General features: G+C 58.7%; 18 protein-coding genes. 9 read left to right on the forward strand and 9 right to left on the reverse strand.

Annotation, left to right across the window (positions count from 1 at the left end; all coding sequences use genetic code 11):
- Positions 1–274: 274 nt before the first annotated feature.
- The 3 genes from aspT (GAO09_RS23665) to aspT (GAO09_RS23675) are packed head-to-tail and all read left to right on the forward strand — an operon-like array spanning position 275 to position 5,269.
- The gene (gene aspT / locus GAO09_RS23665) at positions 275–1,951 is read left to right on the forward strand and encodes an aspartate-alanine antiporter (RefSeq protein ID WP_153358395.1); all 1,677 of its coding nucleotides are present in this window, start codon (positions 275–277) and stop codon (positions 1,949–1,951) included.
- Positions 1,952–1,972: 21 nt separating this feature from the next.
- Entirely contained in the window at positions 1,973–3,562 is a 1,590-nt protein-coding gene (locus GAO09_RS23670) for a bifunctional aspartate transaminase/aspartate 4-decarboxylase (protein ID WP_153358397.1), read from the forward strand.
- Between the two features lie 33 nt (positions 3,563–3,595).
- Positions 3,596–5,269, forward strand: a complete 1,674-nt coding sequence (gene aspT, locus GAO09_RS23675; RefSeq protein WP_153358399.1) for an aspartate-alanine antiporter — start codon at positions 3,596–3,598, stop codon at positions 5,267–5,269.
- A gap of 223 nt (positions 5,270–5,492) precedes the next feature.
- Here the strand turns inward: aspT (GAO09_RS23675) and GAO09_RS30600 are convergent, their stop codons facing one another.
- The 6 genes from GAO09_RS30600 to GAO09_RS23705 form a co-directional block, all read right to left on the reverse strand.
- On the reverse strand, positions 5,493–6,026 hold the full coding sequence (locus GAO09_RS30600; protein ID WP_153358401.1) for an inositol monophosphatase family protein: 534 nt from the start codon (positions 6,024–6,026) through the stop codon (positions 5,493–5,495).
- Positions 5,951–7,909, reverse strand: coding sequence for a Fe(3+)-hydroxamate ABC transporter permease FhuB (fhuB, locus tag GAO09_RS23685; protein ID WP_209018817.1), 1,959 nt, complete (start codon positions 7,907–7,909; stop codon positions 5,951–5,953). Before fhuB ends, GAO09_RS30600 begins: the two co-directional genes overlap by 76 nt.
- Positions 7,910–7,917: 8 nt before the next feature.
- A complete protein-coding gene (locus GAO09_RS23690; protein ID WP_324185453.1) occupies positions 7,918–8,793 on the reverse strand; it encodes an ABC transporter substrate-binding protein in 876 nt (291 codons plus the stop codon).
- Positions 8,790–11,225: a TonB-dependent siderophore receptor gene (locus GAO09_RS23695; protein ID WP_209018818.1), complete on the reverse strand. Its 2,436-nt coding sequence runs from the start codon at positions 11,223–11,225 to the stop codon at positions 8,790–8,792. The genes GAO09_RS23690 and GAO09_RS23695 overlap by 4 nt, the downstream gene beginning before the upstream one ends.
- A 109-nt stretch (positions 11,226–11,334) precedes the next feature.
- The gene (locus GAO09_RS23700) at positions 11,335–12,246 is read right to left on the reverse strand and encodes a FecR family protein (RefSeq protein ID WP_235938433.1); all 912 of its coding nucleotides are present in this window, start codon (positions 12,244–12,246) and stop codon (positions 11,335–11,337) included.
- A 96-nt stretch (positions 12,247–12,342) separates the two neighbouring features.
- Positions 12,343–12,852 carry an RNA polymerase sigma factor gene (locus tag GAO09_RS23705; RefSeq protein ID WP_153358405.1) on the reverse strand — a complete coding sequence of 170 codons (510 nt, stop codon included), beginning with the start codon at positions 12,850–12,852 and terminating at the stop codon, positions 12,343–12,345.
- 522 nt (positions 12,853–13,374) lie between these two features.
- On the opposite strand from GAO09_RS23705, the gene GAO09_RS23710 reads away from it, so the two are divergent.
- The 4 genes from GAO09_RS23710 (at position 13,375) to GAO09_RS23725 (ending at position 19,263) form a co-directional block, all read left to right on the forward strand.
- On the forward strand, positions 13,375–14,604 hold the full coding sequence (locus GAO09_RS23710; RefSeq protein WP_153358407.1) for an efflux RND transporter periplasmic adaptor subunit: 1,230 nt from the start codon (positions 13,375–13,377) through the stop codon (positions 14,602–14,604).
- Entirely contained in the window at positions 14,601–17,666 is a 3,066-nt protein-coding gene (locus GAO09_RS23715) for an efflux RND transporter permease subunit (protein ID WP_153358409.1), read from the forward strand. Before GAO09_RS23710 ends, GAO09_RS23715 begins: the two co-directional genes overlap by 4 nt.
- A 151-nt stretch (positions 17,667–17,817) precedes the next feature.
- Positions 17,818–18,435, forward strand: coding sequence for a methyltransferase family protein (locus tag GAO09_RS23720; protein ID WP_209018819.1), 618 nt, complete (start codon positions 17,818–17,820; stop codon positions 18,433–18,435).
- Between the two features lie 72 nt (positions 18,436–18,507).
- Entirely contained in the window at positions 18,508–19,263 is a 756-nt protein-coding gene (locus GAO09_RS23725) for a response regulator (protein ID WP_153358412.1), read from the forward strand.
- 61 nt (positions 19,264–19,324) lie between these two features.
- Here GAO09_RS23725 and GAO09_RS23730 read toward each other — a convergent pair whose 3' ends face one another.
- Complete coding sequence (locus GAO09_RS23730) at positions 19,325–20,173, reverse strand: MipA/OmpV family protein (protein WP_153358414.1); 849 nt, start codon at positions 20,171–20,173, stop codon at positions 19,325–19,327.
- 275 nt (positions 20,174–20,448) lie between these two features.
- On the opposite strand from GAO09_RS23730, the gene GAO09_RS23735 reads away from it, so the two are divergent.
- The gene (locus tag GAO09_RS23735) at positions 20,449–21,777 is read left to right on the forward strand and encodes an ATP-binding protein (RefSeq protein ID WP_235938435.1); all 1,329 of its coding nucleotides are present in this window, start codon (positions 20,449–20,451) and stop codon (positions 21,775–21,777) included.
- 323 nt (positions 21,778–22,100) lie between these two features.
- Here the strand turns inward: GAO09_RS23735 and GAO09_RS23740 are convergent, their stop codons facing one another.
- Both GAO09_RS23740 and GAO09_RS23745 read right to left on the reverse strand, forming a co-directional pair.
- Entirely contained in the window at positions 22,101–23,543 is a 1,443-nt protein-coding gene (locus tag GAO09_RS23740; RefSeq protein ID WP_153358418.1) for a M81 family metallopeptidase, read from the reverse strand.
- Positions 23,544–23,556: 13 nt separating this feature from the next.
- Positions 23,557–24,696, reverse strand: a complete 1,140-nt coding sequence (locus GAO09_RS23745; RefSeq protein WP_153358420.1) for an ROK family transcriptional regulator — start codon at positions 24,694–24,696, stop codon at positions 23,557–23,559.
- 151 nt (positions 24,697–24,847) lie between these two features.
- Here GAO09_RS23745 and GAO09_RS23750 point away from each other — a divergent pair, with 151 nt between their 5' ends.
- Positions 24,848–26,398 carry an ABC transporter substrate-binding protein gene (locus tag GAO09_RS23750; protein ID WP_153358422.1) on the forward strand — a complete coding sequence of 517 codons (1,551 nt, stop codon included), beginning with the start codon at positions 24,848–24,850 and terminating at the stop codon, positions 26,396–26,398.
- The last annotated feature ends 7 nt before the right edge of the window (positions 26,399–26,405 follow it).

The raw sequence follows: 26,405 nt of genomic DNA on the forward strand, positions 1-26,405 counted from the left end.
ACGCGTTGGCGCTGATAGCGATCGCGTATGGGTTGGATGCCGCCCGGACCTCGCGAAAGCCGGACAATACAATTTTCTAACCGCAGTTTGGACAGGTCCGGGGCGCACCGGCGGATCGATTGGCTAGAGAACCAGCCTGAACAAAAGCTGCCATCCGGCCGTGCCGTCGTTCAGATCATCGATGCCGAGTTTGCATTTTGCCGCAAAAGTCAGCGCCTCCGTCAGTCACCGGATATCGAAACATCTGCTTGCCGAATTGGAAGGAAGATTTTCAATGTCGTTCATCGCGAGCATATTCGAGCAGTCGCCGATCATCGCACTGTTTCTTTCGCTTGCCGGGGGATATTGGATCGGCAAGTTCCAGTTCGGCAAGTTTCAGCTCGGCGGGGTGGCGGGATCGCTCCTGGTGGCGGTCATTATCAGTCAGGTCGGCGTAAAAATCGACGATGGCATAAAAGCCGTCCTCTTTGCATTGTTCATATACGCAGTAGGTTTCGAAAGCGGTCCGCAATTTTTCCGGTCCCTCGGGCGCCAATCCATTCGCGAAATCGTCATGGCTGTCGTTCTCGCGTTGAGCGGGCTTGCAACCGTTGTAATCCTCGCCAGAATTTTCTCGCTCGACAAAGGTCTGGCTGCCGGCATTGCGGCCGGTGGGCTTACCCAGTCGGCCATCATCGGGACGGCGAGTTCCGCCATCGAAAAGCTGGGTCTTGCCGCCGAGGAAGTCAAACGACTGCAGTCGAATGTCGCGATAGGCTATGCGGTGACCTACATCTTCGGCTCTTTCGGAGCGATCATCGTTTGCGTCAACATCCTGCCCTGGTTCATGAAACGCAGCATTCGCGACGATGCTGTCAAAGCCGACGCCGAGATGTTGAAAGGTGCGCATGCCTACGGGCCCGGCGAAACTCCGGCGCTGCCTGAACTCGTCGGTCGCGTCTACCGGGTCGAAACCGCAGCAGGGCAAGCGGTGAACCTGCTGGAAGGCGCAGGCCGGTTCACGGTCGAAAGGGTGAAGCGCGACGGCAGGATCATTGGTGTCGAACCAAGGCTGTTGTTGAAACAGGCCGATCTGCTGTTGCTCGTCGGCCGGCGGCCAGCAATGGTCGGTCTTGAAACGCGGATCGGGCCGGAAACCGCAGGCGGTAACGGTATGGACCTCGTGGTGACAACCCGAGATATCCAGTTAACCGACAAGGATTTTGCCGGACGAACCGTCGCCGAAATCCTGTCGAGCAGCGAAGAGTTGCGTCACGGCATCTATGTGCTGGGTGTCACGCGGGCAGGCACGCCACTGGACCTTGCCGATGATACGGTCATCGCCGCAGGAGATATCGTCACAGTCCATGGCGTGCAGGAGGACCTGCAACGGCTCGCCGGTCGCGTGGGTCCGGCTATCGTTCCAAGCGACAAGACCGATTTCGTTTTTCACGGGCTCGGGCTTGTCGTCGGACTTCTCGCCGGGCTTCTGGTGCTGCGCATTGGCTCCATCCCCCTGACACTTGGCGCTGGCGGCGGGGCGCTATTGTCCGGTCTTGTTTTCGGCTGGTATCGCAGCCGCCACATGGCAATCGGCAACATGCCGATTGGCGCCTCGACCCTTCTCCGCGACTTCGGTCTTGCCGGTTTCGTGGCTGTGGTCGGATTGCAGTCGGGTCAGCAGGCTGTTCAGACAATCGCCCAAAGCGGCCTGTCGATCTTCCTGGTCGGCGTCGTCGTAACGATACTGCCATTGATCCTGACCATGCTCGTCGGTCGCTACCTGCTTGGCTATCGCAACGTGGCCATCTTTGCCGGAGCGCTGTCCGGTTCCCGCAGCGCCAACCCCGCCTTTGGGGAAATCCTGGACAAGGCTGGAAATTCCGTTCCGACCACATCCTTCGCAATCACCTATGCGCTTGCCAACGTGTTTCTGACGCTGCTCGGCCCTCTGGTCGTGGCGCTCGTCTGATCGAAAACAAGGAGCGAAGACATGATCGACTACAGTCAATTCGCGCAGCTCAGCCCGTTTGAGCTGAAAGACGAACTGATCAAGCTTGCCTCCGGCAAGAGCGATCACCTGATGCTGAATGCCGGGCGAGGCAATCCCAATTTTATCGCCACGCTTCCTCGCCGCGCTTTCTTCAGGCTCGGGCTTTTCGCCACGGCAGAGTCAGAACTGTCTTTCTCCTACATGCAGAAGGATATTGGCGGTTTGCCTCGCATTGAGGGCATCGAAGCCCGTTTTGAACGTTTCGTCAGCGAAAACCGCGATCAGGCCGGTGTCGTCTTTCTCGGTCGCGCGCTCAGCTATGTGCGCGATCAATTGGGGCTCAACGCCTCCGATTTCCTGCATGAGATGGTCGAGGGCATTCTCGGCTGCAACTATCCTGTTCCGCCGCGAATGCTGGAGGTCAGCGAACAGATCGTACGGCAGTATCTCATGCGCGAGATGGTCGGCGGACAGGTGTCTGCGCTGGACGTCGATGTATTCGCGGTCGAGGGCGGCACGGCCGCCATGACCTACATTTTCGATAGTTTGAAGAAGAACCTGTTGGTGAAGTCAGGCGACAAGGTCGCCATCGGCATGCCGGTCTTCACACCGTATATCGAGATTCCCGAACTTGACGTCTATGGACTGACGGAGGTGCAAATCAGCGCCGATCCGGACGACGGTTGGCAATATCCCGATAGCGAACTGGAAAAGCTCAAGGATCCGGCGATCAAGATCTTCTTCTGCATCAATCCGTCGAACCCGCCATCCGTGAAGCTGGACGACCGCAGCCTGAACAAAATCGCGCAGATCGTGAAGAATGATCGGCCCGATCTGATGATCTTGACGGACGACGTCTATGGGACGTTCGCGGATGGGTTTCGATCTCTTTTCGCGGTCTGCCCTGAAAATACGATCCTGGTCTATTCCTATTCCAAATATTTTGGCGCGACAGGCTGGCGTCTCGGAGCCGTGGCTTTGCGGCAGAGCAATATAATGGATAGCGCGCTGGCGGCTCTGCCTGACACCGACAAGCAGATGCTCGAGCGGCGTTATGCGTCGATCACCACCGATGTGCCGGGCCTGAAGTTGATCGACCGACTGGTTGCCGACAGTCGTACCGTCGCACTCAATCACACCGCGGGCCTCTCCACGCCGCAACAGGTGCAGATGGTTTTGTTCTCGCTGTTTGCGCTGATGGATGAAGGCGACGTTTACAAGACCGCGTTGAAAGGCGTGATCCGCCGTCGTCAATCCGCCCTCTACGCAGAGCTCGGCATTGCAATGCCGGAGGATCCGAATTCGGTCGATTATTACACGCTCCTGGACATGGAAAAAGTTTCGGAACAACTCTATGGCCGGGATTTTTCGCTCTGGGTAAAGACGCGGTTTGCTCCGAACGAACTGCTTTTCCGGATCGCAGACGAGACCGGTATCGTTCTGCTGCCGGGCCGCGGCTTTGGCACACAACATCCCTCCGGCAGGGCTTCACTGGCAAACCTCAACGAATTCGAATACGCGCGCATCGGGCGCGCCCTGCGCAAAATGGCGGATGAATACCACTCTGCATGGAAGGCTGAACGTCCATGACAACGTCACTTCCGACGGGCAGCCGGTGATGACATGTTTCTGCTGAAAGATCCTGTCATCGCACTTTTCGTGTGCCTCGGCCTTGGTCATCTTATCGGCCGGATACGGGTCGGGCCGGTGGTTCTCGGCGGCGTTTGCGGAACCCTTTTTGTCGCCCTGGCAATCGGCCAGATGGGGGTGACGATCAGCCCCCACCTGAAGGATACCGCTTTCGCTCTTTTCATCTATGCGCTCGGCTTTTCCGCCGGGCCGCAGTTTTTCTCCAATATCAGAGGCGGTTGGCGCTACGGGATCTTTTCCTTCATCGAGGTTATCTGCGTGCTTGGGCTTGTGGCGGGCGCAACGGTTCTTTTCGATTTTGATGCCGGTACGAGCTCGGGATTGTTCGCCGGCGCGGCAACCGAATCCGCAGTCCTCGGCACTGCATCAGAGGCATTGGGACGGCTGCCTCTTGCCGAAACCGAAATCCTTCGATTGCAGGCCAATGCTGCGACCGCCTACAGCTTGACCTACCTGTTCGGACTTGTCGCCATCGTCGTCTTCACCACCCAGATTGCACCGATCATCCTTCGCGTCGATCTGCGAAAGGAGGCAACAGCGCTTGCCGCGCAATTGGGAGAAGACGAAGAGGGTGCCGATCAGCCAGACGCCCTCCCAACCTTTGTTGGACGAGTTTTTCGGGCCGGTCCCGCTGCCGGCAAGTCCATCGCAGATTTCGAACTTAGCCGAGGCAGTACGGTCTTCATCGAGCGGTTGAAGCGCGGTGATGATCTTCTGCAGCCGCCAAAGGATTTTGTGATCGACGCCGACGATCTCCTGTTCTTGCACGGACGACGAAGTGCGATGATTTCCATCGAGACTGTTGTCGGCCCCGAACAGCCCGTGCCGTCTGATGTTTCGATCCCGCTTGCTCGCCAGCAGGTCGTGGTTCAGAGGAAGGAGATTGCCGGGATGCGCGTGCGCGATCTGCGGGCGGTCGCTCCGGCAGAATTGTCGCGAGGCCTGTTTGTCGAAAGCGTGCGACGCATGGGGCACACAATTCCGGCTTTGCCGAAAACACGGCTGCAGGAAGGCGATGTCCTCACGCTTTATGGTCCGCAGACCGCCGTGTCGCGGGCGGTCAAGGAATTGGGTGCCGCCGTTCGATCTGAAGAGGCAACCGATCTGGTGTTTCTTGGAATTGGCATTCTGGTCGGCTTGCTGCTCGGGCGACTTTCACTTGATGTTGCCGGCATGACGCTGACCCTGGGTACTGGCGGCGGTGCCCTCATCGCGGGGTTGGTGTTCGGGTGGCTGAATATGCGGCAACCTCGCCATGGCAACCTTCCTGTCGCGGCTGCCAGCTTCATGAAGGATTTCGGTCTCGCGACTTTTATCGCTGCCATCGGGCTGAGCGCCGGACCGGACGCGGTGGCATTGGTTATGAAATATGGTCTCATCCTGCCAGTTCTCGGCATACTCGTCTCGACGATTCCGGCTTTCGTTTCGCTGCTTGTCGGATGGAAACTCATGAAGATCGAGATCCCGATCCTGCTCGGCATCATTGCCGGCCAACATTGCAGTACGCCAACGATCAGCGCGTTGGTGGCTCAATCGGGCAATTCCACGCCGGTCATTGGCTACACGGTAACCTATGCGATCTCAAATGTTCTGCTGCCGTTGCTTGGGCCCGTCGTTGTCGGCCTGAGCAATATATTCATCCAGTGAAACAATATAGCCGCATCTGTGTGAATGGACGGACGGAATAGAGCCGAGCAAGTGCTATGCAGCACGCAGGGCTCAGTTCCACTGAATTACACGTCACATATAAAACTCTCGACGTCATCAGGCCTCCCACAAACAATATTGAAAAGCGCCGGCCATGCGGGGGGCGTAACGCCGGGCATAACCCCAACGGTCGAAAAAAGCCGCGAAAATTCTCACAAAAATATCATAAAAATACAGATGAAACCGCTCCTGACCCGTTGGGCTCACTACGCTGGCAGCGGTTTATCGGATCGCCATTCGACAGCGCCGGAACATTCTTACCTCCCACGCGGGTTATGTCCCCAGCTGGAGCATGGATGACACCGAAGGATGGGCGCTTCTCCTCACATAGACCGATTGAAACGGCCCAGTTATGGCTGCCGCGGACATAATTGAACGTTGCGCCGTTCAGGTCGATGACCCAGATGCGTCCTGATGTGCCAACGATCTCGCCGCCCTCTTTACCCAGCATGCCGTCTTCTGGAAACGCTTCGCGCAGCCGGGCGATGAGGAGGTCGTTCATTTCCCTTTCGGCTCTCCCATGGGGAGCCGCTCGGTTTGAATCACAGCATTGATTCTGCGAAGTTATAACTTGCCGGGTCGACGGTTCTATTCCGCTCAAGGTGAAGCGGGCTTTTTGCGTCAGCGTCGGCGTAATGCCCAAAGCATGTAAGGTCCGCCCAATAATGCTGCAAAGATACCGGCGGGCGTTTCCCATGGGAATACAACAATCCGACCCAGCCAATCAGCCAGGATCATGATGGCGGCACCAATCCATGCGGCTGCAAACATCTGACATCTTGTGTCGTGAAATCCCAACAATCTTGCCAGGTGAGGGGCAGTCAGTCCGATGAAACTCAAAGGGCCTATCAGCAAGGTCGCGGCACCGGTGGCGATTGCGGCGAATGCAAAACTGACGCCCCATGCCGCCGACACCGGCACGCCGACCGACGAGGCCACCGTCTTGCCAAGTGGCAGAATGGTGAGCCATCGCTCGGCAAACGGGATCACAGCGAAAGCGGCCAGCGATATGACCGACGCGAACATGGCCTGGTGAGGGGCCAGACGGTAGGTCGAACCTGACAACCAGCTCATGACCCAACCCGTACGTGGGTCTCCTGTCGCGAGAAAAACGGAAGCCCAACCCGTCGCCAGCATCGTGACAGTAAGGCCGCAAAGGAGCAGACGGTCGGCGGCAAAGCTGTCGTTTCGGGTCAGAACATTGACGAGCAGACCTGCGCCGACAGCGCCAAGTGCGGCAGCCAGTGCGAGATGGAACTGGTCTATGCCGCCGGTGACCGTGAGAAGCGCCAGTACGCCGATTGTGGCGCCACCGGAAACGCCCAGCGCCTCCGGCGCGGCGAGGGGATTTGCGGTTATCTTCTGCATCGTGCCACCGGCCAGCGCGAGCAATATGCCGGCCGAGGCTGCGCCCAAAACGCGTGGCCATCGGTATTCCAGCGTATCCCAGGCCAGTGAAACTGCGCCTGTGCTCCAGCCTCCGGCTGTCGGCCCGACGGCCAGGGAGATCATGCTCAACGTTATGATGACGACACATGCCCCCAAAAACGTTGCGACACCGGCAGGGTGCTTACGGCTGTTGACGGTTGAGCGATGACGGAATTCGCCGGGTAGCCTGCGAATGAGCAAAAACAGCAGTGGCGCGCCAATCAATGCCGTGAGCGATCCGGCCGGCAATTCACCCGGGAACACGGCGTCCGAAAGCCGGTCGACGAGAAGCAGAAGCAGGGCGCCGATTATCGTCGCGCGTCCCGCCACCTGGCCGAACGATCTGGCCCCCGTCGCCTTCGCGAAGGCCGAAGCGGCGAGCCCAACGAATGCGATAACCCCCACAGCCGCAGCAACGCTGGCGCCAAGCGAAATGGCGAGGCTGATCGCGATGAGGCGAAACACCCACGGTTTCAGCCCGAGCGAGGAAGCCGCCTCATCCTCGAGACCAAGCATGGAAAAAGGCCGCCTCAGCAATACTGTCAGGCAGGCCGCCGGCACAAACCAGAACATCAGGATGATCGCCGACCTGTCACCATTCTGGACAAGCGACCCGCTCTGCCAGACGAACAGTTCTCCCATGTAATCCGTGAAGAGGGACAGGAAAATCGCTGTCGTTGCCGAAGCCGTCATGGATACGATCATGCCGGCGAGAAGGATGACGGATACGGAGAGGCGTCCCCGCCCGGCGATCATCAAAACCGATGCGGTGGCAACGGTTGCGCCAAAAAGCGAGATCAGTTCCCGCCCGTATTCCAGCATCCATGGCGCAAAAATCGTGGCGATGGTCAAAGCGAGGCCGGCGCCGGCGGATGTGCCAAGCGTGGTCGGCTCGGCGATCGGGTTTTTGAGAGATTGCTGCAGCAACACGCCCGACAATGACAGGGCTGCCCCCGCGACCAGTGCAACAGCGAGCTGGGGAAGAAACGAATGACGCGCCAGCAGTTGAGCAGGATCATGCAAGTCAGTCTGCAGCAAAGCTGTCGGCCAGTCGTGAAGTGGCAAGAGCGCCAATGCCGCATGGATAGAGAGAAGGGCGGATGGGACCGCAAGCAGCGCCAGAAGGGCGAGATACCGTCCGTTTCTTCTCATGAATGCGCTCATCGGGCGTTCAGCGCAGCTGCCATAAAATGCGCGAAGCGCCGGGCGGCGCCAATCCCTCCGTAGGGCCATACCGGTGGGATGCTGATGATCATGTTGTTGCGTACCGCGGGCAGGTTTTTCCAGAGCGTGCTTTGCCTCACTCTGATGGACACGTTTTCAGGGACCGGATCCAGCGACAGAATGAGCGCATCTTCCAGGCGGACGAGATCGGCGATGCTCGCGGTCGAAAATCCCCAGTCCGATGTTTCACCTGTCCAGGCGTTGGTAACTCCAACCCTGTCCATCACGTCCTGAAACAACCCGCCCTTGCCGTAAAGCCGGACATGGCGGTCATCAAACAGACTGATGACGGCGACAGGAGGTACATCACGCCCCTGCATGGATTTCGCTATGGTATCAAAATCGTGCGAGGCGTTTTGTATGAGCGCTTCCGCCTCGTTCTGCCGGCCCATGATCGCAGCAAGCCTGCGGGTCTCGGCTGGCAAAACATTGAGAGGCGAAGAACTGCCGTCGTAAAGTGGAAGTGTTACCACCGGTGCCAATCGGTGCATCTGCTGCTCGTCAACACCGTAGCCCTGAGCCGTGACGATCAGGTCAGGAGCAAGCGCTCGGATCACCTCCATGTTCGGCTCGCTGCGCGAACCGAGATCGATCGTCGTATCAGGCAGTCGCGGCTCGACGGCCCAGTCCCGGTATCCGCCGAGATCGGCGACGGCAACCGGATAAAGGCCAAGTCCGCAGACCATCTCGGCCGCCGTCCACTCCAGGCAAACAATGCGTTCGGGGCGAGCTTTGGCGAATGCGGGAAGCGTTGACGCCGACAGCGCCAACGCCCCGAGGAAAGCCCTGCGATTGAGGAGAATGCTGGTCACCAGCGAATTGTTGCCTTCGCCATAACCCTGCGTCCTTCTGCATAAAAGCAGCCGAAACTGTCATTAAAGCACGACGCAACATATTCCTTGTCGAACAGGTTGCTGGCATTCAGCAAAAGCTCGTAATTGTCGCGCTTGAAGCTGACGGCGGCATCAAAAACGACTGCCGCCGGCACCTTGAATGAATTGGCGTCGTCGCCGAAGGTTGAGCCGACATAGCGGGCGCCAAGTCCGAAACCGAGGCCGTCCAGCACTGAGCCGTCGTTGATGCGATAATCACCCCAGAGCGAGGCCGTATGTCGGGGGATGGTCGTTGGCCAACGGCCCTGGTTGCCGCCGTTGGGATCCTTGGTGATTTCCACGTCCAGATAGGTATAGGCCAGACGCAGGTTGAACCTGTCGGTCAGGCTCGCGACGCCTTCGAGTTCAAAGCCCTGAGAGGTGATCTGCCCGGTTTGCACCGCGGCAAATGATCCGCCGACCGCGTCGTAACGGATGACGTTGTCGCGCACGAGATGGAAGACGGACGCGGTGAAAAAACTGTCGAAGCCCGTTGGCTGGTATTTCACGCCGGCTTCCCACTGGCGACCGGTTTCCGGCTCGAAGAGCGCGCCGTCAGCGTCGACATCGAGTGGCTGCGAGAAAGATTCCGTGTAGCTGAGATAGGGCGCGATTCCGTTGTCGAATGTATAGACTACGCCTGCGCGGCTACTGAAATCCGAAGCCGACTTATCGGCATTGCCGCCGCTCAGGTGGTCGTCGACCTCGGTCGATGCCCAGTCGTAACGGCCGCCGAAGGCAAAGGACCACCGATCGATCTTGATCTGGTCCTGCAGGTAAATGCCGACCTGATGCTGGCTGGTGACCGCGTCGCGTGTATTGCCGCCAAATGTCGGAGCTCCGCTATAGACGGGATCGAAAACATTGATCGGATCCGCGTCGTAGTAGTCGGATTTGTCCGCAAAGCGGGTCCATCGATAATCCAGGCCAGCGAGCAGCGTGTGTTCGACAGGACCGGTATCGAATTCGTACTGAAGCTGATTGTCGATGGCAAAAGTATTCAGCTTCGATTGGCCCTTGTCCGAATAGCGGGCCAGGGTCCCGTCTGCGGGGTCGCCGAGATAACCCCCGCCATAAACGATCTCCTGATCGTTGGAGAGGTGGGAATACCGCACATTCTGGCGGACGGTGAGATCTTCGGAAAAACTGTGTTCGAACAGATAGCCGATCGAGGCCTGACTGGTATTGTAATGGTCGAAGTCGCGTTCACCGAGAAAGCGGTCGACCGGGATTTTGCGGCCGTCATTGCTGAATACAGTTCCGAGTGCCGGCATGAATTGCAGGCCCCATCCTGCGCGGTCGCGCTGGTAGTTTCCCAGAATGGTCAGCGATGTGTCCTTGTCCGGGCTGTAGGTGAGGGCGGGGGCGATGAAAAAGCGATCGTCATCGACAAAATCCACCTGCGAGCCGCTCGAGCGTCCGACCCCGGTCAGACGGTAGCTCCAGTCCGAGCCTTCCCCGATGGCGCCGCCCAAATCGAAATGGGTTTCGACCCGGCCGAAACTTCCCCCCTGTATCGAGACTTCACGGATGGTTTCGGTTGTGGGGCGCTTGCTGACATAATTGACCAGGCCGCCGGGACCATTCTGCCCATAGAGGATGGAGCTTGGTCCCTTGAGCACTTCGATGCGCTCCGCACCATATGGGTCGAGCGTTTGAAAATCGCTGTAAGCGGTGCCAGGGAGTTTCAGGCCGTCGCGGAAGAAGGCCTCACTGTTCATGTCGAAACCGCGGATTGCCAAACCGCCATAACGGGTGTCCGCCGCACCCGTCGTCTCGCCGTTGACACCGGACGTATAACGCAGGGTAGCGCCAACCGATGTGGCATTCTGAGCCTCGATCTGATCGGCGCTGACAACGGAAATCGCCTGGGGCGTTTCCAGAAGCGGCGTGTCCGTTTTCGTCGCAGTGAGGCTGCGCGTGGCGACGAAACCTTCGACCGGTCCCCAGCCTGCCTCGGCATCGGCTTGCACGATGATCGGTTGCAGTGTGGTTGCACCGCCCGAAGAGCTCGTCGCGGTGACGGTCGGATTGAAGATTGTCACGCTGGTTGGACTTGTGAAGCGATAGGTCAGGTTCGTTCCCTGAAGGAGTTCAGCAAGCGCTTCCTGCGGGCTTTTGGCGCCGCTGACACCGCGGGTGCGCAGGCTTGCCGTGACAGAGCTGTCATAGAGAACCTGGATGCCGCTCGCCAAGCCGAACCGTGTCAGTCCGGTGTCGAGTTGACCGGAGGGGATGGAATAGCTGGCATTCTGGGCCAGTGCCACCGAGCAGGACAATGCCAGCGCTGCGAGTGCGAGAACCGGACGGCGTCCCGACGATTTTACAATCGCGCCATGTTCTTCCGCGCCAGACACATCCCGTTTCGCCATCACTGCCCCCTCTGTGCATTAAATCACTGGCCGATGAACGTCGGCCTTCCATGACTAAGACGATGGGAAAACGCAGACCCGAAATGCCGGAAGGCATTTTTCGAATAATTTATCGCAAAACGACGACGCCCCCGGCCAGGGAGTAGCTTTGGACGTTGAGGGTCACTTCAAGGTGGCGCAGGATCTCCTGCGGTCGCGACAGATGGAATACCCCGGACATACGGCGGGTGCGCAGGTTCCGGCTTGCTATGATGACCTTGCCGCGTCGATGCCGGTTCACGTCGGCAATCACATCATCAAGCGATCGATTGTTGAAGATCAGAAGTCCTGTTCTCCAGGAAGCGGCCGTTTCCAGATCCAGAGCAGAGTGGGTGCCCAGTCCCTCCGCTGAATAGGTCACGGCTTCGCCGCCTTTCAGCGCGGCGGTCCCTCGACAGTGCACTTCAAGCGACCCCTCCAGACACTCAAGCGAGACATCTCCAGAGCCGTGATGGACGGAGAAGCTCTTGCCGAATGTGCTCGCCTCGCCATTCGCGGCGGTCACCACAAATGGGCGTATGGCCTCATCCGCGACTTCGAAAACGGCCGCACCGCTGGCGAGATCAAGGCGTCGCTCCGTGGGAGAATAATGTAGTGACAACGCGGAGTCGCCGTCGAGTATTGCCCGCGATCCATCCGGCAGCTCGATCGTGCTTTGCTGGCCGACTGCGGTTGCGTAGTCCGACGTCAACGCGGTCAGTGACGGAATATACCCGAGATTGGAAAACCCGACGCCCACCAGGGCCGCGCTTGCCGCAATGCTGCCGGAGAGGATGATGGACCGCCGTGACAGGCTATGTCTTTGAGCCGGGGCGATTGCACGGCCCATCTGTTTCCATAGGAGAACGGTTTCTTCGAACGCCCGGTTATGGTCAGGACTCATCGAGCGCCAGCGTATCAGGGCATCGGCATCATCACGCGTGGCATCTCCGGAGGTGATCCGGACCAACCACGCGGTTGCCTCGCTCTTCAAATCCTCCAAGTCCCGGCTCACGACAGCCCCTTTCAGTGTTCGCCAACTGCCCTCGCGCACTTGGCCACTGATCCATAAACGATCATGAGCGGAAAAAGCGAAATATTAGAGTTGATTTATATCGGTCAGGCGTTGGTCGCAATAAAACACCGCCTTGCGGATTTCCATCTCGACAGTCCGCACAGACACGCCAAAATCGCTCGCGATATCTGCGTGCCTGCGGTTCTCTATTCTTGAGGCAACCAGCATCCGTTGTTGGCGTCGCGGCAGTTCCTGAATGATCCGGTGGAGAACGAGCAGTTGATCGCGGTCTTCAGACGCTTTCTCCGGCGTCGCACGCTCGTCGCCGACCTGCAGCAGATCGTTGATCTCTGTCGTGGTCAACGCGCGCTTCCTTCCCCGGCCGAAATCGATGGCGAGGCTGCGAGCGATTCGCATCAGGTAGGGCATGGGTGCGGCAAAGGCGGCGTCGCGATTGCGCGCCAATTTGATCCAGGCCTCCTGCACGAGATCCTCGGACTCTTCACGCGAGAGCGACCGTGCGGAGAAATAACTCAGCAGCTTCGGCCGATGCCGCAAAAATACGCCAAGGAGATCGTCCCCATTTGTCGCCATAGCTTACCCTGCCGCGAGAACCTGATCTCTGCTACCGCGCCGCGCAGGTGATCACAATAAAATTGACTATTCAACTCATCTTTGCGTGCGTGGTGTTGCTGTCGCGGCACACACCTGTTTCCTTGTTATGATCCGCGTGCCTGCTTGCTGAAAATCTTTCTGGTAGCGGTGACGATGGATAATGATCTGGGGGCGGCGATTTTGATCGCGCCTTTCCATTGGGCGGATCTCAATCTTTGGCGCTGGGTGCTCCCGCATTGTTGCTCGGCAAGCTTCCTGCAATCGAACGCCTGTCGTCTATTGCTGAAGCGTATCGCCCGCATAATTCAACGAAAACAGTGATACCGCGCCGGCAATGATGGGCTTCTAGCTTCAACTCGTGCAAGAGCATGGGAAAAGCTTTGGCTAGATTCGGAGAAGATGCAACGTTTCGTAACGCGATGACATACCCGACAATGACGTGGTCGCTACGGTCTCATCCGAATATCCGCATTTACCGCGGATCAAACGGAAGGTCGTTTCATGGATGGAATATCCGGATCATGCGTGTCGAAGGCGCGCGCCGTCATCGGTGCGCTGGCTCTTTGCTTTTTGTTGACGAGCATATCCCGGGCCGAGGAGCCGATGCCGGTCAGCGTCATCGTCGCTCAAAAGGCAGCCTTAACGGAAACGATCCCGGTTGTGGGCTCGCTTGCCGCGCGCGAAGAAGTGCAAGTCCACCCACTTCTCCAGGGCAAGGCACTCGACCATATTCTGGTGGACGTCGGACAGGTCGTTGGTCAGGGGCAGCCGCTTGCCATGCTGGATAAGACCGATGCCCTCATGCAGCTCGACAAAAATTCGGTCTCTATCCGACGTGCCAAGGCAGCCGTAGAAGTGGAGGCGAGCAGGCTTGAGGTTGCCGGGGTTAGCGAAGCGCAGGCGCGAAAAGTGCTGGAACGCAGTCAGGCGCTACAGCCGAAGGGCGCGGTATCGCAACAAATTCTCGATGAACACGAAAATGCGCATGCCCGTGCCCTAGCGGAACTGGGACTTGCCCGGCAATCGCTTGCCTTGGCGGAAGCCGATGCGGCGCTGGTTGAGCGCGAGCGGCGCGAAATCGAGCTGACGATCGAACGCAGCACAGTGCGCGCGCCCAAGGCCGGGCTGGTCTTGCGAAGAGCCGCCCGGTTGGGCGCCATTGCGAACGACACCAGTGGCCCTTTGTTCGTCATCGCCAGCGATGCGGAAATTGAGTTTGTGGCGCAGGTCACCGAGACGAGTTTCGCCCGACTTGGTGAAGGCATGAAAGCGAGTGTCAGCCTGACGGGCCATGATGGTGCGATTGACGGTGTGGTGCGGTTGAATGCGGCCGAGCTTGATCCGCTGACCCGCAGCGGCGAAGTGCGGATTGCCCTCGAAGAAACGACAGGTTTGAAAGCGGGCGCCTTCGCCCGTGCCAGCATCAGCATCTCGTCCCGGCAAAACATTCTTCTGCCCGGCAGCGCGGTGAAAACCGTTAGCGGTGCAAGCAATGTTCTCGTCGTCACCGATGGGACGGCCCGCTTGAGATCCGTGACGGTGGGCGCGCGACAAGACGGTTTTGTCGAAATCACCGATGGCCTCAAGGGTGGAGAGATGATCGTCCTGAAATCCGGCAGCTTCATCAATGACGACGACAAGGTACGACCTGTTCCCGCCGCATCCGAGCGCCTCGCGAGAGACCAGCTTGCAGCCTCACTTGTGGTCGGAAGCGCGGAGGTGGCGCGATGAACGGCAATGTCTCCGCATGGGCCATCCGCAATCCGCTGCCCTCAATATTGCTCTTCGTGGTTCTGACCGTCGTCGGCTTCTACAGTTTCGTCAAACTGCCGATCACCTATTTTCCGACGATTGTAACGCCGGCGGTCAAGGTCACCGTCGATCAGTCCGGCGCGACGCCGGTCGAGCTTGAAACAGAGGTGACGCGGCTGGTCGAAAACGCGATCGCCTCGCTGCCGTCAATCAAGGAGATGTCGTCCAGCATCGGCGAAGGGCGTTCGGTCACGACCGTTGAATTCGAGCTCGGAGTGATCTCGCCGGATCGAGCCATGGCGGATGTTCGCGATGCTGTGACGCGTATCCGTGGTGATCTGCCAGGCACGATCGACGAACCGGTAATCGAACGGATCGAGGAGGAGGCGCAATCGGTCGTTACCTATGCTGTTTTCAGCCCAGGGATGAGCCAGGCCGAACTTTCCTGGTTCGTCGATGATACGGTTACGCGTGCGCTTCAAGGCTTGTCGGGCGTGGGGCGCGTGGAGCGGATTGGTGGCGCTGATCGGGAAGTTCTGATCGAACTCGATGCCGACCGGCTGCAGGCGCTTTCGCTGTCGGCCAGTTCGGTGAACGAGGCAATTTCAGAAAACCGGTTCGATCGCTCGGGTGGACGCAGCAATCTGGAAGGCGGCGAACAGGTTCTGACCACTGCGGCTGCGGCCGAGACGATTGCCGGCGTGGGCGAGACGCGCTTGTCGTTGCCAGGTGAAGGGTCGGTGCGACTGGCGGATGTCGCTGATGTTTGGGATTCCGTGGCCGAACCTCGGTCATTTGCCAGTCTCAATGGTGCGGATATCGTCGGGTTCGCTATCTATCGCTCTCAGGGCGCCAGCGATGTCACCGTGGCGAAAGCAGTTGCCGATGCCGTGAAGCAACTGGAGGCGGGGCGGTCCGATCTGCGTTTCAGCCTCGTTGATGACACCGTGTCCTACACGCAAGGCAATTATCGCTCGGCGATCAACACGCTTCTGGAGGGAGCGGTCCTTTCCATTGTTGTCGTCTTTCTGTTCCTGCGCGATTGGCGAGCGACAATCGTTGCCGCCGTGGCCTTGCCGCTGTCGATCATTCCAACCTTCTTCGCGCTCGATCTGCTTGGTTTTTCCCTCAATATTCTCAGTCTTCTGGCGATCACCCTGGTGACCGGTATTCTGGTGGATGATGCGATCGTCGAGATCGAGAATGTCGTGCGCCACCGCAACATGGGAAAATCTGCTTACAGGGCCGCACTTGATGCCTCCGACGAGATCGGACTAGCCGTCATTGCCATCTCCGCCACGATCATAGCGGTCTTTGCGCCGGTCGGGCTGATGAGCGGTGTCGTTGGCCTGTATTTTCGCGAGTTCGGGCTGACGGTAGCCATCGCCGTGTTCTTCTCGCTGTTGGTGGCACGGCTGATCACGCCGATCATGGCGGCTCATGTCATGACCAATGCAATGCCGGAGGACGTGCCAAAGGGGCCGCTTTCCGTCAGCTACGAGGCCTTATTGCGAAAAACGCTTCGCTGGAGGTGGCTGACAGTCGGCACTGCCTTGGGTCTGTTTGCCGTGGCCATCGTTTCGCTGATCTCGTTACCCACCACGTTCCTGCCGGCAGAAGATACCGGACGTCTGACGCTGACGGTCGAATTGCCGCCGGGTACGACGCTTGACGAAACTCGAAGTCTCACCGACGGGATCTCATCCGTCATCGGGAAGCTTGACGAAGTCGAGGGTGTGTTTGTGCGTGCTGGCTCGAGCATGAGCGGCCAGCAGGATGTGCGATTTGCCGTGGTCTCTGTTGATCTTTCGCACAAAACGGAGCGAGATCGGTCTTCCTTTGCCATAGAGATGGAGCTTGCAAAAGCGCTTGGCGATACGCCCGATGCTCGCCTGCGATTCCTCAACGACCGTGGCGGACGAGACATATCCTTTTCCGTCCTCGGCAGCGATGGAGATGTTGTGAGCAAGGTCACCGACGATATTCTCAGGGAGATGGCCGGCAAGGGAAGTTTCATCGGTCCGGCAAGCGATAACGCGGCCATGCGTCCCGAACTGCACGTAACCGTCGACACTGACAGGGCAGCGATGCTCGGCGTATCGACCGACGCGATTGCCAGCACGCTACGCATTTCCACGATCGGCGATGTTGACAGCCGTCTTGCCAATTTCATGGAAGCGTCGCGGCAGATCCCGATCCGGGTGAGGCTTGCCCAGCAAGAACGCGGACAGTTGTCGATCTTCGAGACCCTCAGCGTGCCCGCCGCTGATGGGAAAAAGGTACCGCTTTCCGCGGTCGCGACAATCAGTTTCGACCAGACTGTCTCGGCTATTGACCGTTTTGATCGCCAACGGCGAAACGAAATTGGCGCCGATATGGCAAACGGCCTGACCTCGGGGCAGGGGCTGGAACTTCTGTTGCAGTTGAACAGCGTCAAAAACCTGCCTGACGGCGTGCGTATTCAGGCCACCGGTGATTCCGACACGGAAGGCGAAGTGTTTGAAAGTTTCGCCGTCGCCATGGGAGCGGGGATCATGCTCGTCCTCATCGTCCTGATCCTGCTTTTCAGGAGCATTCTGTCGCCCTTCACCATCCTCGCCTCCTTGCCATTGTCGATCGGCGGCGTTGCCGCAGCGCTTTTCCTGAGTGGCTATGCGATCTCCTTGCCGGTGATGATCGGCATACTGATGCTTATGGGTATCGTCACAAAGAATGCGATCATGCTGGTCGACTTTGCCATCGAGCGGGAAGCGCATGGCTATTCCCGGATGGAAGCGATCGTCGAAGCCTGCCTCGAACGGGTGCGGCCGATCGTGATGACAACGCTTGCTATGGCGGGCGGCATGTTGCCCTCGGCATTCGGTATCGGTGATGGCGGAGAGTTTCGAGCACCCATGGCAATTGCGGTGATCGGCGGCCTGCTCGTCTCGACTATCCTGTCGCTGATCGTCATCCCGTCGCTGCACCTCATCATTTCAGGTTTCGGCGATCATCTAGCCAAGTTGTTTAGGCCGTTCCTCCACCCCGTTAAAGTGGTCTGACAAAATCGTTCCGAGAGGGGCAGTCTGCTGGGGCTGTCCCCTTCACATGTCTTAGCTGCTCTTAACAGACGGCAACATATCGTTAAGCCGAAGTGTCGCCATGCATGGGAAAGCCGATGCGTCCACCATCCCGCGAGGCTTCAGGAACACCATGACCCACATCCGCTCTCCCTTCGTCCAGATCTACCGCATCAACGCCCTGCGGTTTTCCGCCGGCATCGCCTTTTGCCTGCTGGCCGTCACATCCGCACCGCCTGCATTTCCGCTCGTCAGCGCCGTGCTCGAGCTCGTTGGAACTTTGGCCATCTTCGTGGCCATCGCGGGTCGTGGCTGGTCTCTTCTCTACATCGGTGGCCGCAAGAATTCGGAACTGGTGACGACCGGTCCTTATTCGATCAGCCGCAATCCACTTTATTTCTTCAGTCTGCTCGGAATTGCCGGTATCGGCGCACAAACGGGCAGCGTCTTGTCCATGCTGATACTCGTTGCTGTCGCATGGCTTGCCTTCGATATGGCCATGCGCGGCGAGGATGCCTATCTCGGCAGCCGTTATGGAATCGGCTTTGACGAATACAAGGCATCCGTGCCGCGTCTTCTGCCCAAACTGTCGCTCTGGCGGGAATGTGATGATCTACCGCTTCGTTCGGCTCAGGCCATCGGCAGCCTGCGCGATGGAGCAGTTTTTCTCGGTGCCTGGGCTGTCGTCGAACTGATCAGGATCATGCAGACAATGGGCCTCCTGCCTGCCCTCTGGAGCCTGCCGGTGTGAGCCGGGCCGTTTGCCAAGCTTCGCAACAAAACTTAATAAAGCGAAACATCTCCAAACCTAGCTGGGTGCCATATGGCGGCGGTCAGGACAGCGAGGACAAGCCGGGTGCAAGCGAACGCCAACAATGCAAAAATCCTAATCGTTGAAGACGATCCCGAAATCGGCAAGCTGCTTGCGCTCGCCGTACAGGAAAACGGCATGATTGCGACTGTCGCCGAAGACGGACATGTGATGAATGCACTGCTACGCAGCAATGAATTCGATCTGATCATCCTGGACGTCATGCTGCCGGGAGAGGATGGCCTCAGCATCTGCCGGCGTATCCGTTCGGACAAGACAACGCCGATCATACTGCTGACCGCGCTTGGCGAAGAGGTCGACCGCATCGTCGGCCTGGAAGTCGGTGCGGATGACTACATCACCAAGCCTTTCAGTCCACGAGAGGTCGTGGCGCGCATCCGCAGCCTTTTGCGCCGCGCATCCTATGGTCTGGCACATACCACCCGTCAACGCACGTTGCGTTTCGAAGGCTGGCAGATTGATCCGATGCGTCGCCAGCTACACGATCCAAGCAATGCGCGTGTCGCCGTGACAACCACTGAATTCGACCTTCTTCTCGCCTTCTGTCGTAACCCCGGCCGGGTCATCACCCGCGAGGAACTGCTCTCGCTCACCCATACCGGTCTGGCAGGACCGATCGAGCGCAGCGTCGATGTGCATATCAGTCGCCTGCGCCAGAAGATCGAGGCCGATCCGAAAATACCGATCTTCCTGCAAACCGTCAGGCTCGGCGGTTATGTGTTCACTGCCCGGGTCGAACAAGCCTGATGTAAACTCACGAAAAAAAGCCGGGCGATCGACCCGGCTTTTTCACGTCATCTCTGCCGGTTCAGAACTTGTAGCCGACGAATAGCGAGGCCGAAGGCTGCACTTTCTCTTCGACGATCGGACTGTCGGCCGCGTCACCGGTCAGGAAGCCGACGCCTGCCTCGCCGCGCACCAGCCAGTTTTCGCTGAGCATGTAAATCGCTGATGCCGACACGTTAACGCGCTTCAGGCCGGCTTCCGCCTTGTATTCGGCAAGGCCGGAGCTGGCGGCCTGGGCCGCCGTCACGCCAAAATAGCTTTGCATGTGCTTGTCGTTGGCAACCACCGCCTCGACACCTGCGCCAAGGATCAGTCGTTCGGTCACGGGTGCCTGATATTCGGCGCCAAATGTGCCGATCAGGCTTTCGCTGCCATCGATCGTCTGGTCGACGGCGGCGTAAAACTCGAAACCGCTCCATTCGTAGGACGCCTTGGCGCCGACAGTTGCGGCAAAATCAATGTCGCCCAATCCGCGCAGGCGATCGGCGTCATCCTGGTCGCGACCGCTTTCATAGCCGACCTTGGCGGCCAGCTTGAAACCGTTCTGTTGGATCGCGGTCACGGTCACGCCGCGCGGATCGATTTCCAGCCAATCGCCGTAATTGAAAACGATGAACGGTACGGGAGAAACTTCAAACTTGTCGCCGCCTTCGTATTCCGGCTCATAGATGGCGCCGGCGCCAACGATAAGGCTCCAGTTGCGCTGTGGTTTTTCATTGTCGAACCGCTTCTGATCGAAAGCCGGTTCCGGAGGCTGGTCGACGATGCTTGTGTCGGCGGCAAGCGTGTTCGAACCCGTGCCGACCAGCACGAGCGAGACGTATAGGGCGCTGGTCAGAAGTCGCCGGTCGGTCCGTTTGATAAAAGACATGGGTGCTCCAGTGATTTGACACGGGCCTCGCCGGTAAAGCCGGGCCGTGTGTGCAACACACCCGTCCTGTCACGCGGCAATCCTGCGCTTCATGTCTTTGTGTTACGCTTTGTTGCGCCCCACCGGCTTGCCGGGATTTTTCGTGGGGCCGACATAAAACTTAATGTCCAATTTTCGCCTTGCTCTCTATTGTGCACAGCGAATGTCGCGGGCTTTGGCGCGGCAACCATTTTTCACACATGAGGAAAACCCGAGGAGGCGTTTTGGGATTTCGGTTGCCCAGGTTGATCTCAACCATTCATGGCCAGATCACCGCCGTCATTTTTGCCTGCCTCGTCATTGCCTTCGTGATCGGCTCGACGTTGGAAAGCTGGGTGCGGGACGAATACAGCGCGCCCGATCTTGAAGGCATGTCCGCGCGTGTTTCGGCTATCGCCCTGGTGCTTGCCAAGGCCGAGCCCCACGAACGGGATATCGTTTTGATGGCCGCAAATCGCGGCGAGTTGTCGCTTATACAGCGGCCAATCAGCTATTTTGACAATGTCTCCACCACATCGCCTGATGAGCCATTCATACAGGTCGTCATCGACAGGCTGCTTCCGCCGGAAGACCGGCCCATTCCCTATGGTGGGTGGAGAACGTTCGTCGATGGCAAACGCGTTCTTGCCGCGAAGGTCGATGAAGAGACACTTCTCGTCATGGAGTTGCAGCCGGAACGTTTCCTGCGCACCGATGCGCTGCGGTTCGGCTCCAACTATCTGGTGGCGACCGTAACGCTGATCATCCTGTTCTCCGTTTTTTCCGTGTGGGCCATCACTAGCCCTTTGCGCCGCATCGCTTCGTCCGCCATGAAGGCCGATATCTCGCTCGGGCCGGCGCCTTTCGAGGAGCGCGGCAGTGTCGAAATCGTGGCGCTGGCGCGTGCACTGAACGGCATGCAAACCCGCATTTCCTCCATGGTGGAGGCACGCACACGAATGCTGCGCGGCATCAGCCATGACCTGCGCACACCATTGACGCGGCTGCGGTTGCGAGCGGATCGTGTCAGCGAGGAAGAGGTTCGCGATGCTTTGTTGGCGGATATCGAGCGTATCGACCAACTTCTGAAGGAAAGCCTCGGTTATCTGCGTGACAACCACCAATATGAAGAGACGCAGCGCGTCGATCTGGCATCGGTGCTGCAGACAGTCTGTGATGAATTTGCCGATATGGGACACGATGTGCGCTATCTTGGCCCGTCGCGCGCTGTCGCCAGTGTCCGGCCGTCGGCCATCACACGCGCGATCACCAATCTATGTGAGAACGGGGTGAAATTCGGTACGAAGGTTGAGGTTCACCTGCTTATGGAAAATGCCGGTGCCGTGATCGAAATACTGGATGACGGGCCGGGGATACCTGAAACGCATCGAGCCCGCGTACTTGAACCGTTTTTCAAGGTGGATAGTGCGCGCGGTGGTTCAGATAAAGGGTTCGGACTTGGCCTGTCGATCGTTTCAGAGATCGTGCAGGCCCATCACGGTACGCTGGAATTCTCCGATCGCCAGCCTGAGGGACTGGTCGTCAGGCTCGAATTGCCGGGCCAAAGTATGCATCAGAAGCTCTAGGAAGGTTTTATGGCTGCCGTCTGCCAGGTTCTTCGAATCCCGCAAGATACCCGGCAGCCTGAAAACCCGTCTAAGGAAAACGGCTTCTTCAAGTCCTTTAAAAGCAAGCGCCGTGCAGAGTGCTCGCGAAAAGTTGGAAATTTGGCGTCAATACGACAATGTGGATCGTCCTCATTCGGCAATCGGATATAACATCCCGATTGTCCTGCAGAATCCCGATGACAAATATAGCCAGTCATCATGATCAAAGCCGGGAAACTTCAGTTCCCGGCATTCCAATCCGACCCCAGAGCATAGCGCGCCGGTGGCCCTTCGCGAAAAATCTAACGCGATGCTGACCGAGCCGAGCAGAAAACCTTTGGCTCGAACGCAAAGTTCTTGTCGAAGGGAAAAGTTGCGTTTGCCTTTCGGTTGCGCGGAAGTCGTTCGACGAACTGATCGACGACACCCGGTGACAATGCCATCAAATTGGGGTTCGCGATCGGCGCCAGTTCCTGCGAGAGATAGCCGGATTTGACCACGACGATCCTGGCAACCTTCGGGTCCAGGCCCAGCCGCGTGAAATCGGCGATATAGTGATAGGGGCGGCGCTTTGCCGACAGCACCAGATCGATGCCACCAATCCTGACGACAGCCTGCCGGTCGGTCAGCTCAGAGGTTTCATGCAGAAAGCGGACGGTGGCTTTGACGGTTATTGGCTTGCTGTTGATCGCGTCGAGCGACGCTCCGACCGTCAGGTCGAGCACGGCGCCGATGCCGGCGGCATAACAGGCCTCGGTCGCCGGACGATCGACTATGCCGGCAAAGATGACGCCCTTGGCGTCGCGGGCGATCAGGGCGCTCAAGACCTCAGGACGGTCGCCGACACCGCCGCCGGTCGGGTTGTCGCCGGATTCCGCCAATACGACCGGGGCCGTCTGGCTTGCGATCGCCTTGTCGATGCATTCGTCGATCGAACCTGTTTCGCAGCCGAAGACGAATTGCTCACGCACGTTCCAATACGCTTCGGCGACCCGCTTGGCCTCGCGTTCTAGCACGGAGCGGTCAGTGCCTGTCATGATCGCGGCGGCGGTGGCACGAGGCTCGTCGGCCCAGACATAGCCGACCATCAGCGAAGCATCCCAGACGCCATCGATCGCATCTATTTCCGGCATCATGGCATAGAGGCTCATGGCGGGTTCATCGACCGTGCTCGTACGCTCTCCGGGCAACACGACCGGGATCGGCGCCCACGCGATGAACGGCCTGATGCCGGTTTTCAGGCTCCTGACCAGCATGGAAACGGAACGGCGCATCGTCTCCTCCACATCGATATGGGGAGCCGTGCGGTAGGTTGAATACATGTCGAGCGCATCGAGAATGCGCTGGGTGACGTTGCCATGGAGGTCGTAGCTGGCAGAGACAGTGCAATTCGGGCCGACGAGTTCGCGGGCCGCCGAAATCCAGTCGCCCTCGGCATCTTCCATGCCCTCGACATACATGGCGCCGTGCATGGCAAGATAGAGGCCATCGAGCGGCAAAAGCGGTTTCAGCCGGTCGAGAAACTCGGTCTTGAAGCCTTCGTAGGTGGCGCGGGCAACCGGGCCGCCGGCAATCGCGCGGCAATGAATGGTCGGCAGGAATTCCGCGTCATAATCCTTGAGAAAAGCAAAGTATGGAGCTGCCGTCAGGTCTTCGCCACGGGTGATGCGAAAATCCTTCTCCTCGTTGAGAACCGGATTATAGGTGCTGCATTCGATATGGATGCCGCCGACAGCGATGCGCATGGAAGACCTCGACTTAGGGATTGGGACCGAGAATGAAATGATGGGCGGCGATGCTGGCAGCTCCACGCGCCCAGATGTCGCCATCGACGCGCCTGATCCGGATCGGCGTCTGCCCGGCATAGCGCGGAAGCACGTTGGTCTCGATGGCCTGGTTGACGACGGTTCCGAAGAGACCGTCGAACGAGCCTTCGACATGGGTGATGAGAATCAGCCCGGGATCGTTCATCTGGATCAGGTTGGCGATGGCAAGCCCGAGCGCTGAGCCGGCGCGGTGCAGGATGCGGATCGCGGCGGTATTGCCACTCGAAGCCTGGTTTTCGATCTCCGCAAGCGAGACACATTCGAAGCCTTCGGCGCGCGACATTTCCTTGATCGCCTTCATCGAGGCGACCGTATCGAGACAACCGCGTTTGCCACAGCGGCAGGGCGCGCCGCCGGGTTCGATGGTGCAGTGGGCGATCTCGCCAGCGCCGCCATGATTGCCGCGGTAAAGACGCCCATCGATGAAATGGGCACAGCCAATGCCGTCGCCGAGCGACACGACGCTGAAATTCTGGATCTCGCGGGCGCTGCCGAAGAGCTTCTCATCCACGGCCACCGCCTTGGCGTCGTTCTCCAGAAAGGTTTCTATGCCGGTCTTGTCACGGACGAGGTCGGCCAGCGGCACATCCTGCCAGTTCAGAAGCGTCGACTGGACGCAGTTCTTGCGTGTCTCATCGACGAAGCCAGAAAGCGCGACGCCGATGCCCGCCAGCTTTTCGGCCGCAACCGGATGAGCAGACAGGAGCGTGGGAAGCGCTTCGGATATCGCATCGGCAATGACCGCCGGATCGCGCGACAGTGGGATTTCAGCGCGGGCAATGATCTCACCATTGAGGTTGCCAAGGATCATCGGCGCGGGATCCTGCAGCAACGAGACGCCGACAAAGAAGGCGCAATCGGGATGAAGGTCGAGTCGGATCGAAGGGCGGCCCTGACCGTAGATTGTATCGGCCTCGCGCAGGATGCCAAGCTGGATCAGATCGCGAGCGAGCCCGCTCATTGCAGCCTTCGAGAGGCCGAGCGCCTGCGCCATCTCGGTACGGCTCAACGGACCCGACCGGCTGATGGCGCGCAGCAATTGCCGCTGCGATGATGTGATGATGGCGTTCAAGGGGGGGGGCGCCTCAGGCTTGCGTGACCGTCGATGTTGCTTGACACTAAGTTTAGAAAGTGAACAAATCAACGGTAATAAATAATAAAAATGATCGAAACGGCGCTGGCTTTCGGGTTTGCGTCAACGTCAAGAAACCGAGGGTGAACTGATGACCATGTTTGTGAAGAAACGCCGTTTCACGCTTGCCTGCGCCGTCGCAGGGAGCTTTGCCCTGCAGTTTGCGATCGCAACAGCCGTTCAGGCGGCGACGCTCAACGTGATGCAAAGTGAGGCGCCTCGTTCGATGGATCCCGGCGACCAAACCGCAACCTATACCGCATCCTTGCTCGACCCGATGTATGAGGGGCTTTTGAAGCGTGACCCCGACCTGTCGCTCAAGCCGGCGCTCGCAACCGAATGGTCTGCCGATGGCGCGGGTCTGGTCTGGACTTTCAAGCTGCGACAGGGCGTCAAGTTTCACGACGGTACGCCCTTTGATGCCGATGCTGTCGTCAAGAATTTTACCCGTCATCTGGACGCCAAGCGCGGGCTTGCTGCCAGTGGCCGCCTACGGACCTTCCTTGAAGGCGTGACCGCCATCGATCCCATGACGGTACAGTTCAAGCTGAAGACCCAGTATCCTGCCTTCCTGGCACTGCTAACGACTGGGCCTTGCCTGATGGTCAGCCCGGCTGCGGATGCGGCCGGCACGATCGGTGCGAAGGCGGTCGGGACCGGCCCCTACAAGCTGGGAGAATACAAGTCCGGCGAATACGTGCTGGCGGTGAAAAATACCGATTGGTGGGGAGGGGCGCCGAAGGGCGAAGACGAAATAAAGTGGACCTGGACGTCCGAAACCTCGGTGATGAACATGGCGCTGCAGACCGGCGACGCCGACGTCATCAATCCATTCCCCTCGGCCTTTGCCCAGCAAGTCAAGGCCAATCCTGAGATGAAGCTTTCAGTCACCGATGGTTCGGCGGTGTTTTGGGTTTCACTCAATACCAAGATGAAGCCGCTTGACGATCTACGCGTCCGACAGGCACTGAACTACGCGACCGATCGCGCCGGCATCGTCAAAGCGTTCACGCAAGGCTTCGCGACGCCGGCCAACTCGCCGCTGGCACCGGTGACGCCCGGCTATGATAAGACGCTCGATCCCTATCCATATGACCTTGCCAAGGCCAAGGAACTGCTGAAGGAAGCCGGTTATCCGGAGGGCTTTACGATGTCGACCATCGTGCAGGAGCAGGAAGCGCGGATCGGCGAATTGCTGCAGGCCATGTGGGCAAAGATCGGTGTCAAACTCGATGTTCGCAAGATGGAAGGTGGCGTTTGGTCCAAGGCGGCCTTCCTCGATCCCGCCGGCAAGGAAAAGGATGGTATCGGTTCGTCGATCGCCTCATGGTCGTCCGGTGTCAACGGCGCCGACCTGCAGTTCAGGCCGCTTTATTATTCAAAAAGCGCATCGCCCAGCGGCGCCAATCTCGGTTTTTTCTCCGATCAGAAGCTTGACGGTCTGATCGACAAGGCTGCCTCGACGCTCGATGAGCAGGCGCGCAATGCAATCTATGTTGAGGCGCAAAACGAAGTGAACGATCAGGCACCGCATGTGCTTCTGTTCACCAAGCAGGACCTTTTTGCTACCCGCGCCAACATCAATGGCGTGTGGATGATCCCCGGCGGCGGGGTCGTCGTCAAGGATGCCACGAAGGACTGACGCAGGT

The organism is Endobacterium cereale, assembly GCF_009617585.1.
Lineage (GTDB): Bacteria > Pseudomonadota > Alphaproteobacteria > Rhizobiales > Rhizobiaceae > Neorhizobium > Neorhizobium cereale.